16 protein-coding genes are annotated in these 17000 nt (G+C 39.9%); 8 read left to right on the forward strand and 8 right to left on the reverse strand.

Annotated features, from left to right (window positions below; all coding sequences use genetic code 11):
* Nucleotides 1-49 precede the first annotated feature (49 nt).
* The gene (gene gmhB / locus ACWIT3_RS02245; protein ID WP_457161197.1) at nt 50-604 is read right to left on the reverse strand and encodes a D-glycero-beta-D-manno-heptose 1,7-bisphosphate 7-phosphatase; all 555 of its coding nucleotides are present in this window, start codon (nt 602-604) and stop codon (nt 50-52) included.
* A gap of 197 nt (nt 605-801) precedes the next feature.
* Between gmhB and metN the strand changes: the two genes are divergently transcribed.
* The 3 genes from metN to ACWIT3_RS02260 are packed head-to-tail and all read left to right on the forward strand — an operon-like array spanning nt 802 to nt 3391.
* Complete coding sequence (gene metN, locus ACWIT3_RS02250; protein ID WP_457161198.1) at nt 802-1836, forward strand: methionine ABC transporter ATP-binding protein MetN; 1035 nt, start codon at nt 802-804, stop codon at nt 1834-1836.
* Nucleotides 1829-2518 (forward strand): methionine ABC transporter permease, encoded by a 690-nt coding sequence (locus tag ACWIT3_RS02255; protein WP_457161199.1) that lies wholly within the window; start codon nt 1829-1831, stop codon nt 2516-2518. Before metN ends, ACWIT3_RS02255 begins: the two co-directional genes overlap by 8 nt.
* A gap of 45 nt (nt 2519-2563) precedes the next feature.
* Entirely contained in the window at nt 2564-3391 is an 828-nt protein-coding gene (locus ACWIT3_RS02260) for a MetQ/NlpA family lipoprotein (protein WP_457161200.1), read from the forward strand.
* An 85-nt stretch (nt 3392-3476) separates the two neighbouring features.
* On the opposite strand, the gene ACWIT3_RS02265 is transcribed toward ACWIT3_RS02260, so the two are convergent.
* Nucleotides 3477-4562, reverse strand: coding sequence for a TrmH family RNA methyltransferase (locus tag ACWIT3_RS02265; RefSeq protein ID WP_457161201.1), 1086 nt, complete (start codon nt 4560-4562; stop codon nt 3477-3479).
* Between the two features lie 168 nt (nt 4563-4730).
* Between ACWIT3_RS02265 and pssA the strand changes: the two genes are divergently transcribed.
* Nucleotides 4731-6107 carry a CDP-diacylglycerol--serine O-phosphatidyltransferase gene (gene pssA / locus ACWIT3_RS02270; protein WP_457161202.1) on the forward strand — a complete coding sequence of 459 codons (1377 nt, stop codon included), beginning with the start codon at nt 4731-4733 and terminating at the stop codon, nt 6105-6107.
* Nucleotides 6108-6192: 85 nt separating this feature from the next.
* Here the strand turns inward: pssA and ACWIT3_RS02275 are convergent, their stop codons facing one another.
* From ACWIT3_RS02275 to hflD, 6 genes are all read right to left on the reverse strand, one after another.
* Nucleotides 6193-6900: a LutC/YkgG family protein gene (locus ACWIT3_RS02275; RefSeq protein ID WP_457161203.1), complete on the reverse strand. Its 708-nt coding sequence runs from the start codon at nt 6898-6900 to the stop codon at nt 6193-6195.
* Between the two features lie 15 nt (nt 6901-6915).
* The gene (locus ACWIT3_RS02280; protein WP_457161389.1) at nt 6916-8319 is read right to left on the reverse strand and encodes a LutB/LldF family L-lactate oxidation iron-sulfur protein; all 1404 of its coding nucleotides are present in this window, start codon (nt 8317-8319) and stop codon (nt 6916-6918) included.
* Between the two features lie 11 nt (nt 8320-8330).
* Entirely contained in the window at nt 8331-9050 is a 720-nt protein-coding gene (locus ACWIT3_RS02285; RefSeq protein ID WP_046339691.1) for a (Fe-S)-binding protein, read from the reverse strand.
* 75 nt (nt 9051-9125) lie between these two features.
* The gene (locus tag ACWIT3_RS02290; RefSeq protein WP_457161204.1) at nt 9126-10712 is read right to left on the reverse strand and encodes an L-lactate permease; all 1587 of its coding nucleotides are present in this window, start codon (nt 10710-10712) and stop codon (nt 9126-9128) included.
* Between the two features lie 407 nt (nt 10713-11119).
* A complete protein-coding gene (gene purB / locus ACWIT3_RS02295; protein WP_457161205.1) occupies nt 11120-12487 on the reverse strand; it encodes an adenylosuccinate lyase in 1368 nt (455 codons plus the stop codon).
* Nucleotides 12488-12515: 28 nt separating this feature from the next.
* Nucleotides 12516-13127, reverse strand: a complete 612-nt coding sequence (gene hflD, locus ACWIT3_RS02300) for a high frequency lysogenization protein HflD (protein ID WP_457161206.1) — start codon at nt 13125-13127, stop codon at nt 12516-12518.
* A gap of 180 nt (nt 13128-13307) precedes the next feature.
* Here hflD and ACWIT3_RS02305 point away from each other — a divergent pair, with 180 nt between their 5' ends.
* From ACWIT3_RS02305 to rfaC, 4 genes are all read left to right on the forward strand, one after another.
* Nucleotides 13308-14237: an aminoimidazole riboside kinase gene (locus ACWIT3_RS02305; RefSeq protein WP_457161207.1), complete on the forward strand. Its 930-nt coding sequence runs from the start codon at nt 13308-13310 to the stop codon at nt 14235-14237.
* A 206-nt stretch (nt 14238-14443) separates the two neighbouring features.
* Nucleotides 14444-14851, forward strand: coding sequence for a copper chaperone PCu(A)C (locus tag ACWIT3_RS02310; protein ID WP_457161208.1), 408 nt, complete (start codon nt 14444-14446; stop codon nt 14849-14851).
* An 88-nt stretch (nt 14852-14939) separates the two neighbouring features.
* Nucleotides 14940-15983 (forward strand): lipopolysaccharide heptosyltransferase II, encoded by a 1044-nt coding sequence (waaF, locus tag ACWIT3_RS02315; protein ID WP_457161209.1) that lies wholly within the window; start codon nt 14940-14942, stop codon nt 15981-15983.
* Nucleotides 15983-16984 (forward strand): lipopolysaccharide heptosyltransferase RfaC, encoded by a 1002-nt coding sequence (gene rfaC / locus ACWIT3_RS02320; RefSeq protein ID WP_457161210.1) that lies wholly within the window; start codon nt 15983-15985, stop codon nt 16982-16984. The genes waaF and rfaC overlap by 1 nt, the downstream gene beginning before the upstream one ends.
* The last annotated feature ends 16 nt before the right edge of the window (nt 16985-17000 follow it).

Below are 17000 nucleotides of genomic sequence, written 5' to 3' on the forward strand. Positions count from 1 at the left end.
GCAAAAGATTATTTTTTATACTTTGATAGGATCTTTCCTTGATCAGTTGTTAGTTTTTTAACCGCTTCAATAATGCAGGAAGCTCTGCTATTGAATCTAATACATAATCTGCGAGATTTTCCCCCTCTTTAGTAATCGGCTTGCCTGTTTTGACTAACACATTTAATTGGATATGTGCGGCCTTACCCGCCAACATGTCTTGGACAGTATCTCCGATCATGACAGATTGGCTAGGATCGATGCCTAATTCTTTGATGCCTTGCAGTAGCATGCCCGCTTTAGGTTTACGACAATCACAAGCTTGTCGATATTCACCAATTCCTTCTATGTGGTGAGGACAATAATAAATACCGTCCAAATCCACTCCGCGATCAGCTAATGACCAATCCATCCATTCTGTTAATTGTAAAAATTGTGCCTCAGAGAAATATCCTCGAGCAATCCCAGATTGATTCGTGACTAAGACAAGTAGGTATCCCATCGCTTTAAGTGTTTTTAATGCTTCTATACTGCCTTCGATAAATTCAAACTGATCAATATCATGCACATAACCATGATCAATATTTAATGTGCCATCTCGATCTAAAAAAACGGCTTTTTTCATATAAACATCCTTCTATCAAAGAGATAAGACAAATTATCTCTCTTCTTAACGTGCTACGCAAATAAACGTTTAATTCTTTCTATTTTATAACCAATTATCATAAAAATATTTTGATTACATATTGACATGGAAATCTAGACGTCTAAAATACAAATCCAATATGATTTAATTTCGACTATAAAATAAAAAGGGCTTATATGATTAAGCTAGAAAATATTAGTAAAATTTTTGATGTCTCTGGCAAGAAATTAACTGCGCTTGATAACGTGTCCTTGCAAGTTCCTAAGGGACAAATTTGTGGTGTCATCGGTGCATCAGGTGCGGGGAAAAGTACACTGATTCGTTGTGTAAATTTACTGGAAGTCCCTTCTTCTGGTGCTGTGATTGTGGACGGGAAAGATTTAACGCAATTAAAAAATGCAGAATTAGTCCATGAACGTCGCAACATTGGTATGATTTTCCAACACTTTAACTTACTGACATCACGTACAGTATTTGGCAATGTGGCATTGCCATTAGAGTTAGAAAATACGCCAAAGGAAAAAATCCACCAAAAAGTGAATGAACTTTTGGCGTTAGTAGGATTAGCAGATAAAAAAGATGCTTACCCTTCGAACTTATCTGGTGGACAAAAGCAGCGTGTTGCGATCGCACGTGCCTTAGCAAGTGAGCCGAAAGTATTGTTATGCGATGAAGCAACCAGTGCATTGGATCCTGCCACGACACAATCTATTTTGACATTATTGAAAGAAATCAACCGCACTTTAGGAATCACAATTCTTTTGATTACGCATGAAATGGAAGTTGTTAAGCGTATTTGCGATAAAGTAGCTGTTATTGATAAAGGTCGTTTAATTGAGCAAGGCTCAGTGAGTGAGATTTTTTCTAACCCGCAGACTCAGCTAGCGAAAGAATTTATTCGCTCAACATTCCATATCAACTTACCAGAAGAATATATGGAAAAATTATCTGAGACACCAAAACATTCACAGTCTTGGCCAATTGTAAAATTTGAGTTTACGGGTCGCACTGTTGATGCCCCTGTTTTATCTCAAGCATCGAAAATGTTTGGCGTGGATCTGAGTATTTTGACCTCGCAAATTGATTACGCGGGTGGGGTAAAATTTGGTTTCGTTATCGCTGAAATGGAAGGGGACGATGATGCCATTACAAAAACCAAAACCTATTTAATGGAACATAATGTAAAAGTTGAGGTGTTAGGCTATGTTTGATCAAGTATGGGCAGATTTTACCCGAGAAATGACGCCAAGAATTTGGGAGCTCGTTGGTCTTTCAACATTAGAGACACTTTATATGGGCTTTGTTGCAACACTTTTCGCGATTGTTGTCGGTCTTCCAATCGGGTTTCTGGCGTTCTTAACAGGGAAAGGGGAAATTTTGGCACATCGTCGTGCCCACCAAGTACTTAATGTCATTATTAATATTGGGCGTTCTGTTCCTTTTATTATCTTGTTAATTATTTTGCTCCCTTTTACACGCTTAGTCGTGGGAACAACGCTAGGGACTACTGCCGCAATCGTGCCTTTAAGTGTCTCAGCGATTCCTTTTTTTGCACGATTAACGTCGAATGCGCTACTTGAGATCCCTAGTGGACTGACAGAGGCGGCAAAATCAATGGGCGCGACAAACTGGCAAATTGTGACCAAATACTATTTACCAGAGTCGATCCCTATTTTAATCAACGGTATCACGCTAACCTTAGTTGCTTTAATTGGCTACTCTGCAATGGCGGGAGCTGTCGGTGGCGGTGGCTTAGGTAATCTAGCGATTACTTATGGTGAACACCGTAATATGATCTATGTAAAATGGATCGCAACAATTATTATCGTTCTGATCGTCATGTTAAGTCAAAAATTGGGTGACCATTTAGCTGAACGTTTTGATCATCGCTAATTAAAAAATACAACTTACACAACATCTTTCTTTAGAGGATTACTTATGAAATTAACAAAACTTTTAGGTCTCGCGACCATTTTCTCGGCAGTCGCATTAGCAGGTTGTAAAGATGATAAACCCGCTACCAGCGCAGCAACTCAAGAACCCGCACGTAAATTAACGCTTGGTGTAATGTCAGGTGCAGAAGCACAAGTGGCAGAAGTCGCGGCTCGTATTGCAAAAGAAAAATACAATATTGATGTAAAACTGGTTGAGTTTACTGAATATACTCAACCCAATGAAGCACTTTCGAAAGGTGATTTAGACATCAACGCTTTCCAACACAAGCCATATTTAGACAAAGAAGTGGAACAACGTGGCTATAAATTAGCGGTTGTAGGTAATACTTTTGTATTCCCAATCGCAGCTTATTCTAAAAAAATTAAACATGTTTCTGAGTTAAGAGAAGGGGCGATTGTTGCTGTACCAAACAATCCAAGTAACTTAGGTCGTGCATTATTACTATTAGAAAAACAAGGTGTAATCAAGTTAAAAGATTCAAACAACTTATTCTCAACATCAATTGATGTAGTAGAAAACCCAAAAAATATCACTATTCAAGAAGTAGAAACCTCACTTTTACCTCGTGCATTAGATGATGTGGATTTTGCTGTAATCAATAACACTTATGCAGGTCAACATGGCTTAACACGTGAAAAAGATGGTATCTTTGTTGAAGATAAAGACTCACCATACGTTAACTTAGTGGTTGCACGTGAAGATAACAAAGACAGTGCAGTCATCAAAGACTTCATTAAAGCGTTCCAAAGTGAAGAAGTCTATCAAGAAGCAGTTAAGCACTTTAATGATGGTGTTGTAAAAGGTTGGTAATCTTTTTCAAAGCAAACGAGGATCAAAAATCCCCAGTCTTATCGGCTGGGGATTTTTTTAACCCGTCAACATCAATCGACTTGCATTAGTTCAAGTGATAATCCCATTGCGCTAATAAAATACCCGTTGCAACTGCAATATTCAATTCGGCTTTCAAGGGATTGGCTAAAGACAAGACAACATGTTCATCACCTTTTTCTGCGAAGGTCGCTTGATTATTTTCACTCACCACGAAAACGACTTTCTTCGCAAACTGTACTTGATTGAGGGGGGTGGCTTGTTTACTGTGAGAAAGATGAACAATTTGATAATCCATTTGACGTAACTGTCTCAAGGCACGATCAATTTGCTCAGTCTCTAATACTCGAATATATTCCATTCCACCTTCTGCTACACGCATAGCGGCCGATGAGTTCAAATTATCGGTAAATTGACTTTCAACAATCACGCCTTTGATACCAAATACGGCACAAGTACGGAGCACTCCACCCAAATTATGTGCGTTGTGTACTGCATCGATCATCACAAGACAATCTTGTTTACGAGGAATATCTAAATAGCCTGATAACGTAAATGGTCGCGTTTTTTTGACCAACATACAGATTCCGCCATGATGTTCTGTACCACTCACCAAGGTTAATTCGTCATTATCAACAACATGATAAACTTTTTTATTAGCGGCTAAATAACGGAATAATTCACCGCTCTTTTTCGCCATTTCAACAGTTGCCCAAATACGCACAATACTTTCTGGACGTTGTGAAAAAAGTGCGGCACAGGCATTTTCGCCATAAACCTTCATTTCTTCTGCACGATTTTTCTTGATTTTCTCTGGTGCGCGAGGAGATAACGGGCCCGTTTTTTTCTCACGAACAGATTCGCTCACTCCCGTACTTTTCACAAGCACTTTCACTTTGCCTTCTTCACCACTCGCAGTACGCATAGTCGTTTCAACAAGACGTTGACTGATTTTTTCAGCCTGTGGTGACTTGTCTTTTTTGACAAAACGTGCGGATTTAGCCGCCGTATCACTGACTGCACGTTCAAAAGGTTGTGCTGATTTGCTCTTAAAGTGCGGTTTCGTTTTCTCTGCTTTGTCTCCGACGACTCGTTCGTTAAATTTTTTTGCGGTTGCTTGTTGAAAGACAGGGGTTTTTGCTTTGTTGTTCATATTGATATGCCAATTCGATTATAAGAGCGCGCGAAGCTGGGTGAAAAATCACCTCGCTTTGCGATAAAGTGTGAGCATTATAACGAAAAAACCGTATTTTTCTACCAAGTTCCGTCGTAAATATTGTAAACTACTCAGCTAATCAAACTTAAAGAGAATGATTTTTTTATGTTGATAAACAAAACCAAACGAGCAAAACAAAATATCAATCGTTTATTCTGTTTACCGTTGCAGGCTGAACAAGTGGAGTTTCTGTATCATCCAACAGAATTTAAGACCCAAATTATTCAGCTGATTAAACACGCGAAATCACGTATTTATGTTACCGCACTTTACTGGCAACACGATGAAGCGGGGCAAGAAATTTTAGATGAAATTTATCGAGCAAAACAGAACAATCCTGCGCTTGATGTGAAAATTTTCATCGACTGGCATCGCGCACAACGTAACTTATTAGGTGCTGAAAAAAGTGCCACCAATGCAGATTGGTATTGTGCAGAACGAACTAAATATCAGTTAGCACAGGATCCCAATGTATTTTTTGGTGTCCCCGTCAACACACGCGAAGTATTTGGGGTATTACACATTAAAGGGTTTGTCTTTGATGACACCGTACTTTATAGCGGTGCCAGCATTAATAATGTCTATCTCCAACAATTCAATAAATATCGCTATGACCGCTACCATAAAATTACGCATCCTGAATTAGCGGATGCCATGGTGAATTTTATTCAACATTATTTATTAGATCCTAATGCAGTATACCCATTAGATACGGTCAACCGACCGAGCACAAAAGAGATCCGCCCAGCCATTAAAGCTTTCCGAAAAACCTTGGCTTTTGAAGCCAACTATGCATTAAAAGGGGCCACATTACTAGAAGAGCATCCAGAGCAATTAAGCATTGCTACACTCTTTGGCTTAAGCAAATACAATAATCATTTAAACCAAACTATCGAAGATCTCTTTCAAATCGTTGAGCATGAGTTAATTATTTGTACACCTTATTTTAATTTCCCACGCACATTACAACAAAAAATTCGTCGTTTACTGAATAAAGGGAAAAAAGTCGAAATTATCGTTGGCGATAAAACTGCAAATGACTTTTATATTCCACCTTCAGAACCCTTTAAAATGGCTGGGGCATTACCTTATTTGTATGAAAGTAACTTACGCCGTTTTAGTAAAAAATTTGAATATGAAATTAATCAAGGCTTGTTGACAATTCGTACTTGGAAAGACGGAGAAAACTCTTATCATTTAAAAGGGGTTTGGGTTGATCAACACTATATATTGCTGACAGGAAATAACTTGAATCCTCGCGCATGGCGTCTTGATGCAGAGAATGGCCTATTGATTCATGATCCGCAAAAACAACTGCGTCCACAAGTGGAGCAAGAGTTAACTCGCATCCGTGAGCATACTACAGTATTACAACATTATTCTGAGTTAGAAGAAATGAAGCAATATCCTGCACCCGTCCAAAAACTGTTGAAAAAATTTGCACGAGTAAAAGCCGACAAATTAGTGAAAATGATTCTATAATACGCGCGATGATTCGTGTGTCACATCGTTTTACGGGATAAAAAACGGATTCCAAAAGACCGCACAAGTGCGGTCTTTTTTTACGTTATTTTGTATCATCAATGATCAAGTAAGCTTTCGCAATTGGACCATGAACCCCGACGACTTTAATCAACTCAATATCTGCAGTCGAACTCGGACCTGCAATCAAATTCACACAAGATGGCATACGCTCACCACGTTGTGCTTTTTGGTGCAAAATCTCTGCAAGCTGTGCGACGCGTGGCAAAATTGTACTTTTTTTCAATACGACAATAGAAACGTTTGGCAACAGACTGACCGAACGTCCTGATTGTGCATTCGAAAATAATACAATTCCACCAGATTCCGTTAAACCATACTCAGCAAAAACAATCCCAATATTTGCTGTACTGGCAAAAGTGCGGTTCATTTCTGCGGTATGAGTTGACCAAATATGTGTTTCATATTGTTTTTGTACCGCAAGAGTCATCCCGCTTTCAACGAGACGTACATCATCATTAACAATAACTGGACCACCACCATACTGCTCACATAGTGTTAATAAATCTGCGACGGCATTGGCTGGTGTGGTCACCTTACAATTCACTAACATCGTTTGAGAAGCAAATTCCACAAAAGCTTCGCAACGTGCATCACAATCTAAATCGGTTAAACGCGTTGTTGGATAATGATTCAATTGAGGATAGCTTTTCGTCACAGTCGTACGACATTCACGCCCTAGTTGCTTCGCAAGGTTATCTAAAAACTGTTGTCTATTTTGTTGATCTAACATAGAAATTCCTCACTATTAACGATTTTTGAACCAAGAACGGAAACTTTCGCCTTCCGCCTCAGGTAAGTCACGCGCTTTAGTCCACTCTGCTACGGCACCAACTTGTAAAGGCATTTTCCCATTACGGATCGCCAATTTCGCCACTTTTGCCCCCACACTCACACCAATTTTCCATAACGCTGGATTACTATTTGCAAGCGTAAACGCTTTCACGGAAAGACGCTCTGCTAATGGGGTCATGCTCATTTCTGCGATATTGCGACGGTGTTTCAATAATAAATGTGCTAATGGAATTTTTACTGGACAAACTTGGTTACACGCAGTACATAACGAACACGCAGACGGCAGATCTTTAAATTCCTCATACCCCCCTAAAATTGGTGAAATTACAGAGCCGATCGGACCTGGATATATCGAACCATAACCATGACCACCAATTTGACGGTATGCAGGGCAAGTATTTAAGCACGCACCACAACGAATACAACGCAATACCTCGCGGAATTCGGACCCCAACATTTTCGAACGACCGTTATCCACAATCACTAAGTGAAATTCCTCAGGACCGTCTGTTTCACCCAGAAGACGAGGACCCGTTAACCAAGTGTTATAACCCGTTAAACGTGCACCTACCGCACTACGTGCAAGCAATGTAATTAACACATCAACTTCTTTAAAAGTTGGCGCTAAACGTTCCATACCCATTACAGCGATATGCGTTTTGGGTAATGAAGTCGCTAAACGCAAGTTACCTTCATTCGTCACTAAACACACACTACCTGTTTCCGCCACCGCAAAGTTACAACCACTTACGCCGATATCTGCTTCTAAGAAATCTTTACGGATCGTTTCACGAATGAATAATGTCATTTCTTCTGGCGTTTCAGAACCGGTATAACCTAATTTTTCTGCTAACACCTTGCGAATTTGATGACGGTCTTTGTGAATCGCGGGGACAACAATATGTGATGGCTTATCTTCTGCGACTTGTAAAATATATTCACCAAGGTCAGTTTCAATCACCTTGATGCCTTCCGCTTCAAGCACGTGGTTCATTCCGATTTCTTCAGTGACCATCGATTTTGATTTGACAATTTTCTTTGCATGTTTCGCTTTTGCGACGTTTTTAATGTAGTTTGTGGCGTCTTCTGCAGTTGCTGCGAAATAAACGTGACCACCGTTTTCCGTCACTTTTTCAGATAACTGATATAAATAGGCATCAAGGTTTTCAATCACATGCTGACGAATAACTTTGGCTAATTCTCGCCATTCTTCCCAATGTCCTAATTCTTCTACCATTTTTTGACGGTTAGCGCCGATACGTTCTTGAGCCATCACCACCGCTTTGCGCATAATGTCGTTTTGAATTTCTTCATGAATACGTGGTTTAAACTGAAGCTGGCTGGTTTTAATTGACATCATTTCTCTCCTTAGCGACTCATTAACACTTCAGCGATATGCATGACTTTTACATGATGCCCCTCTCGCTTGAGGCGCCCACCGATATTCATTAAACAGCTCACATCCGCACCAATCAGATACAACGGCTTCACTGCCATAATATGCTGTACTTTCTCTTTTACCATTTCACCTGAAATTTCAGCCATTTTGACAGAGAACGTTCCCCCGAAACCACAACAGGTTTCTTGATTGTGAATCGGTAATAAGGTTAAACCTTCTACATGTTGTAATAACTTAACGGGTTCTTCTTTCACGCCAAGTTTACGGAATAAACTGCAAGATGGGTGGTAAACAGCATTACCCTCTAATTTTGCCCCCACATTTTCAACGCCTAATTTATTCACGATGAAATCCGTTAAATCATAAAAACGATCTGCGATTTTTTGCGCACGCTCAGCCCATTCGGGCTCATCTTTTAAATATTCTGGATAAGTGGTAATGGCATAAACACAAGATCCCGCGGGAGCAACGATAGGATAATCATTGACTTCAAACGTTTCGATAAGTTTTTTCATCGCAGGAATAGCTTGTGTCACATAACCACTGTTAATTGCTGGTTGCCCACAGCAACTTTGCTGTTCAAGGAAAGTAATTTGACAACCAAGTTGTTCAAGTAAAAGCACTGTTTGCTTTGCCACATTTGATTTCAAGGCATCCGCAATACAAGTAACATAAAAATTCACATTCATGTTTATCACTCCAATAAAGCACACATAGTTAGTCGCTCAATTCGCTATGTATGAAGTTATAAAAAAGGGAGGAAGTTAATAAATAACAACCGCGACCAGTGCCGCAATGACACCGTACAAAAACATTGGCAGAACAGTACGTTTAAGAATTGAACCTTCTTGACGACTCACATTTAATACTGTACATACCGCAATAATGTTGTTTAAACACACCATATTCCCCATTGCGCCACCGACTGATTGCAAGGCAAGAATAAGAGGAATGGACATCCCTGTTGTTTCTGCAATAGAGAGTTGAATACCACCAAACGTTAAGTTGGAAACCGTATTTGAACCAGAGAAGAAAGCACCAATTGCGCCAAGATAAGAAGAAAAATAAATCCATTTATCACCTGTCACATCAGCAAATGTTTTACCGATAGTGATCACCATAGCATCATAGTTATCGTTACCAACTAACATTAGTTTTACCATCACTAGTGCACCTAATAGGGCAAAAAAAGGTTTCTTCGTTTGATGGTACGTTGTCGACACGATTGTCTTAGTTTGGTGCCACGTTAATTTAAAGACAATAATAGAGACAAGAACTGTCACAATAAAAGGAATAAGCGACGGTACATACAGGGTTTTATAGCTCTCATTAATGCCTTGTCCCAAAATATTATTGAGTGACAAGATCAGTGCCTGGCTGACATTAAATTCCCCTAACCCACCGAGCGATACAGAGAACCAAGTTGTCGCTTCATTTAATAACTGTTTGATGCCAAGCTGATGGATACGGGTCACAATCAAAATCATAATTAACATCATTGTTGGGGAAAGGGCTTTCATCACATGATGGGAGGTAACATTTTCTGACGATGAAGCCAGATTTCCTTCTTGGTGGATCCCTAGCCCCTTATTCGCAGAGACAATGGAAATCAACAAACCAACCGCACCACCTACTAATGCAGGGAATTCATAGTTAATTTGCGCCAACAGGAAATAAGGAATCGTACAAGACAGGATACTCAGATAAATAAACACTAAATTTTGCTTAATCTGTTTCCATGTCACTAAAAAACGCAGTGCGAATAAAGGGATAATCCATGCCGCAACAAAATGAATGAACGCACTTTTCTGTCCCAATTCAAGTACCACATCATCACTTAATCCTAATGCACCAAAGCCAAACCAAGTGGGTGTGCCTACTGCACCAAAAGAAACAGGCACCGAGTTCATGACTAAAGCTAACATCGCAACTTGTAAAGGTTTAAAACCGAGTCCCATCAGGATTGGTGCCGCAATCGCAGCTGGCGTACCAAATCCACTTGCCCCCTCAATCATAAATGTAAATGCCCAACCGATGATCATGATTTGAGCAACAGGATTAGGATTAATATTGGCTAACCATTTCCGCAGGATGTCCGTACTTCCAGAGACTTCCATCATACGATTAAATAAAATCGCCCCAAAAATAATCGTAATTGGCGTTTGCGTTGCAATGAATCCTGCAATCACATGTGCATTTAAACGAGTAAAGTCTGTTTCAAAGTAAAATGCCTGTAAAAAATACGTTAACAGCGCAATAAGAGGAAGGGCAATATAAGAAGGTAAGCTATTACGCTTAACCATGAAATAAATCAATAACCCAATAGGAAGGATACTTAAAAAGAACACCATAAAATACCTTATTTAAATTAATACTTTCCTTAATTAAAATAAAAGAGAAAGTAAATAATTATTTCTGAGTATATTATTCATAAAGCAATTTAAATGTACAAATAATATACTTAACTTTCCATAAATGTTAATAGGATGTTATATTAAAGTAATTTCAAAAAAATACCTCAAAAATATGTCTTTTTACGCAATTTAATTCATAAATAAAACGAATTATATTATTTTTAATCAATTATTGGACAAAATTTAACTTATTATTTTATTTATATTTTCTCATATTCATTTTGATAAATTTAAAAAATAAAAAAGGCAATGTATTATTTACATCGCCTTTTTTAATATTGATTAAAATTAAATCCCTTTAAAACCTAATGCTTATTAAGAATAAGATTAATATTTAATCTAAATTATAATTTTTCCACTAGTGTTACGGCAGCACCAATATACGTTGCTGGTGTCATTTGTTGTAAGCGAGCTTTTTCTTCCGCTGGAATTTCTAATTTTTCGATAAATTCACGCATTGCGACTGCATCAACACGTTTACCACGTGTTAACTCTTTTAATTTCTCATAAGGTTTTTCGATGCCATAACGACGCATTACGGTTTGAATTGGCTCTGCTAACACTTCCCAGTTTTGATCAAGTTCATCACGTAAATGTTGTTCATTCACTTCTAACTTGCTGATCCCTTTGCGCGTTGCTGCATAAGCAATTAAACAATAGCCAAGACCCACACCTAAGTTACGTAGTACGGTTGAGTCTGTTAAGTCACGTTGCCAACGAGAAATCGGTAATTTCGCGCCTAAGTGAGCCATCACTGCGTTCGCTAATCCTAGGTTACCTTCAGAGTTTTCGAAGTCGATTGGGTTCACTTTGTGTGGCATTGTTGATGAACCAATTTCACCTGCGATGGTACGTTGTTTGAAGTGATTTAATGCAATGTAACCCCATAAATCGCGGTCAAAGTCGATAATAATCGTATTGAAACGTGCTACGTTATCGAAAAACTCGGCGATATAGTCGTGTGGTTCGATTTGAGTGGTGTACGGGTTCCACGTTAAACCTAATGAAGTCACAAATTCTTCACTGAATTTATGCCAATCAATGTCAGGATAAGCAGATAAATGTGCGTTATAGTTACCTACTGCACCATTGATTTTCCCTAGGATTTCAATGTGTTGTAATTGTTTAAATTGGCGTTGTAAACGATACACCACGTTCGCCATTTCTTTACCCATTGTTGATGGTGATGCTGGCTGACCATGTGTACGTGAAAGCAATGGAATGGTTTTATATTCATTCGCAAGTGCGGTAATGTCTGCGATTAATTTCTGCCATTCAGGAAGAATCACGTCTTCACGCGCGGTTTTTAACATTAATGCGTGAGAAAGGTTGTTAATATCTTCTGATGTACAAGCAAAGTGAATAAACTCGCTCACGTTTGCCAATTCTGGCAATGCTTCACTTTTTTCTTTTAGAAAATACTCGACCGCTTTCACATCGTGGTTAGTGGTACGTTCAATTTCCTTAATACGCTCTGCATCCTGCAAACTGAAGTTTTCAACGATTTGATTGAGGTAATCGTTTGCTTCTTGTGACAAAGAAGACACTTCTTGAATTTGTGTGGTCGCGGCTAATTTTTGTAACCAACGTACTTCGACGGTGACACGGAATTTTAATAAACCAAATTCACTGAAAATACTACGTAGTGAACTTGCTTTATCTTGATAGCGACCATCAATTGGGGAAAGTGCAGTTAATGCGTTAAGTTGCATAGAGGTGTGCTCCATAAAGTAAAAATAATTAAAGTGAAGAATAAATTTGTTTTGCCATCGCGGTAATTTTACGGCGTGAGAATAAAATTTGCCATTTTGTGCCACCCACTTGGCGCCATAACACAGCAGAACGAATACCCGCTAATAAACAAGCTCGGATACGATGGTGCATTGCAGGTTGTTGTAAATACAGTGTTGAGCCCGTAACTTGAATCTTACGCCCTAACGGACTAATCACATCAACATAAATGCTGGCTAATGTAGCAAGCATTTGCTCATCTAGGAACTCGTAATGCTCAAGTTGAGTCGGCAAATATTGAATACGGCGAGCAAGCTCGGCTTTTGCCATGGCATTTTTGTTTAACTTGCTTTCTAAGGCTAATAAGCTGATCCAATATCGACTGAGATCAGATCCACTACCATTCATTTGCTCAAGCAAGGTTTCTAGCCCCAATTTTAAATGCTGCGCTTTGCCACCAAATACTGCCAATGTATCTTCTGGATTCATTTGCAATAATGTGTTCAAGCTGGTTTCCAGTGCTGCTTCATCCGCTTGCCCTTTATGCGCAAACTGTTGTACTAATTTTGCAGCTTGACACACACCCGCAAGGGCTAAAGTAATCTCGTAATAATTTGCCATACTGTTCGCTAAACTAGGATTAAAAAATCGGCGGACAATATAGCACTTTTTCACTGTTTTTTAAAGTTACGTCTTGTGTTTGGAAATTTGATTTGGTTCTCAAATTTTGAACACTTATTTGAAAAACGAACATGTTTTCGTTACGATTCTCTATCATCACTGAAAAAGAGGGCAATAACGATGAGTACAATTTGGGTGCTAGGTGATGCTGTTGTGGATTTAATTCCCGATGGTGAAAATCATTATTTACGCTGTCCAGGCGGCGCACCAGCTAATGTTGCCGTCGGGATTGCGCGTTTAGGTGGAAAGACAGGTTTTATTGGCTGTGTAGGCGATGATCCTTTTGGACGCTTTATGAAAGACAAGTTACAACAAGAACAGGTCTGTACAAGCCACATGCGATTAGATCCAGCACACCGCACTTCAACAGTCATCGTCTCTTTAGCACAAGGGGAGCGGAGTTTTACATTTATGGTCAATCCCAGTGCGGATCAATTTCTCGAATTCTCAGATTTACCCACGTTTCATCCTCATGACTGGTTACACTGCTGTTCTATTGCCTTGATCAATTCACCCTCTCGCCAAACGACATTAGAAGCGATTAAACGAATTAAAGCACAAGGTGGATTTTTCTCCTTTGACCCTAACTTACGCGAATCACTTTGGCGTGATCAAACAGAGATGAAAAGTGTGGTCAACCAAGTCATTGCACAAGCGGATGTACTCAAATTCTCAGAAGAAGAACTCCTTTTACTCACAGAAAGTAACCATCTTGATCAAGCGATACAAAAACTGACGTCATCTTATCCAGAAAAACTGATTATCGTGACACGTGGAAAAGCGGGTGCCATCTATTATTTACGCGGTGAAAGTCAAGGTGTCGCAAGCCGACCTTTACAGCCTGTAGATACGACAGGTGCAGGCGATGCCTTTGTCAGTGGGCTATTAGCGGGACTGTCTCAAGTAAAAAATTGGAAAAATCCAACCGCACTGACTCCAATTATTCGTCAAGCGAATGCCTGTGGCGCACTCGCGACAACAGCAAAAGGTGCCATGTCTGCGTTACCAACCCGTACAGAACTAGAACAATTTCTTGCACAACCAGAGTAACGAAGGTTTCCTTACTCTGTCATTGAAAGAATGTGGTTAAAGAACTTCATTCATGTAAAAAATACCCACGCGGGCTTCACACAGAATTAAAAGCCCGTGGCATATCGCTAGCGAATTGGTTTGTGCTATCCCCTGCGGTTATCACGGCATTTTTTATTCTTAAAGCGTATAATATTGACATGAATTCTGCTTTACAGGAGAGCAACATGACATACTTAGGCAAACTTGTCGTCGTATGTACGGCACTGATCCCCACCATGTTATTTGCACAAATCACGGTTGACCACCCTGTGATTTTTAGCGCAAAAAAAGGGGAGCCGACAGCCATTTTTATGCAATTACATAATCATGGTGACCAAGAGGTCAACCTCGCCATTGTACAAAGCCCTGTTCCATCTCGTTTAGCGCTTCATGGTACACAACAGGGAAAAATGCTTGATGTGACAGGGATTCCGATTCCAGCACAACGCACAACAGAACTAACACGTGGAGGGTGGCATATCATGGTATTTGATCTGGAACAGTCTCTTGCTGTAGGCGATAGCTATCCACTTCATTTATTTTTTGATAATGGTGAAGTCATTAACGTCAATGCAAAGGTAATATCCCCTTAACGATAATAAATTCAGCAGTAAACTTTTGCTCTGCTAAAATGCAGATTAAAATAGCTTGACTCTTTCTAACTAACTTAATGGAATAATAATGCGTATCTTAGTGATTGGGCCTTCTTGGGTCGGCGACATGATGATGTCGCACAGCTTATATCAGACACTCAAACAACAATACCCTGGTTGTGACATTGATGTGATGGCACCTAATTGGTGTAAACCATTATTAGCACGCATGCCCGAAGTCCGCCAAGCCATGACTATGCCACTAGGACATGGTGCTTTTGCCCTAGGCGACCGTTATCGATTAGGTAAAGCGCTGCGCAATCAATATGATATGGCAATTGTCCTACCTAACTCATTAAAATCTGCTTTCATTCCATTTTTTGCCAAAATTCCACGCCGTCGAGGTTGGAAAGGCGAAAGTCGTTATATTTTCTTAAATGATATTCGCAGTAATAAAAAAGAGTATCCGATGATGGTGCAACGCTATATTGCGTTAGGGTTTGAAAAAGGTGCTGTCCCCAAAGCAGCAGATTTACCTCGCCCAGTACCGTATCTGACGATCAATCCTGAAGAACAAGCAGAAACATTAAAAAAATTCGAAAAACAGACCGCACTTACAGAACAGCGCCCAAGTATTGGTTTCTGTCCAGGCGCTGAATTTGGACCAGCAAAACGTTGGCCGCATTATCATTACGCAAAACTCGCTGAATTGTTAATTCAACAAGGCTATGCCATTCGTTTATTTGGCTCGGCAAAAGATAGCGATGTGGGTGAAGAAATTTGCCAAGCTTTACCAGAAAATTTACGTCATTTTTGTGTCAATTTAGCGGGACAAACGTCGTTGAACGAGGCGGTGGATTTAATTGCAGATTGTACAGCTGTTGTGAGCAACGACAGCGGGTTAATGCATATTGCTGCCGCTGTACAACGCCCATTAGTTGCGCTTTATGGTCCAACTAGCCCAACCTACACACCGCCCCTATCCGATAAAGCGATCATCATTCGTTTAATTGAAGGCGGGTTAATCAAAGTGCGTAAAGGCAAAGACAGCTCGGAAGGTTATCATCAAAGTTTAATTGATATCCAGCCAGAAATGGTATTGGAAAAACTCACAGGATTACTGACACGCTAATGAAAATTTGTTTAGTAAAAACCTCATCAATGGGGGACATTTTACACACGCTGCCTGCCTTAACTGATGCTCAACGGGCAATTCCTAATCTACACGTAGATTGGGTGGTCGAGGAAAATTTTGCAGAAATTCCACGCTGGCACAGTGCGGTCAATCGTGTTATTCCGATTGCGTTACGTCGTTGGCGAAAATCCCCTTTTGCCACTGACACTCGAAATCAATGGAAAAACTACCGCACTTTATTGCAAACCGAGCAATATGATGCAGTGATTGATGCACAAGGGTTATTCAAAAGTGCTTTTTTTGCCACCCGTTTAGCCACTGGCACCAAACACGGTTATGATCGCCATTCTATTCGTGAACCGATTGCGTCGTTTTTCTATGACAAAAAGTATGCAATTAGTTACCAACAACACGCCGTAGAGCGTATTCGCCAGTTATTTGCACAAAGTCTTCATTATGCCTTACCACAAACACAAGGCGATTATGGCATTGCACGTCACTTTCCAACCCAAGCAAGCGAAACCCCTTATGTAATATTTTTCCACGGCACGACACGCCAAGATAAATTCTTGCCAGACGAACAATGGCGAAAATTAGCAGAAAAATTGACCGCACTTGGTTTGGAAATTCGCTTACCTTGGTCAAATGAATCGGAAAAACAGCGTGCAGAAATGATCGCACAAGATCTGGCGTTAGTAAAAATTCTGCCCAAATCTAGCCTAACAGAACTTGCCCAACAGATTGTCAATGCGCGAGCAGTCGTCTCAGTCGATACAGGGCTCGCACATTTAACGGCAGCATTAGATAAATACAACATTACCTTATATGGTGCGACAGATCCAAAATTAATCGGTGCTTATGGTAAAAACCAGCATTATTTAGTGGCGGAAAGCATGGACAGAATTCAAGCCGATGAAATTTTGCAAAAACTGACCGCACTTCTGGTACAACCCAACGAACATGACGCGTGCTATTACTGTGATACTCATGAGTCATGATGCTAAGCTACATTGT

This window comes from Pasteurella sp. P03HT (assembly GCF_054052285.1).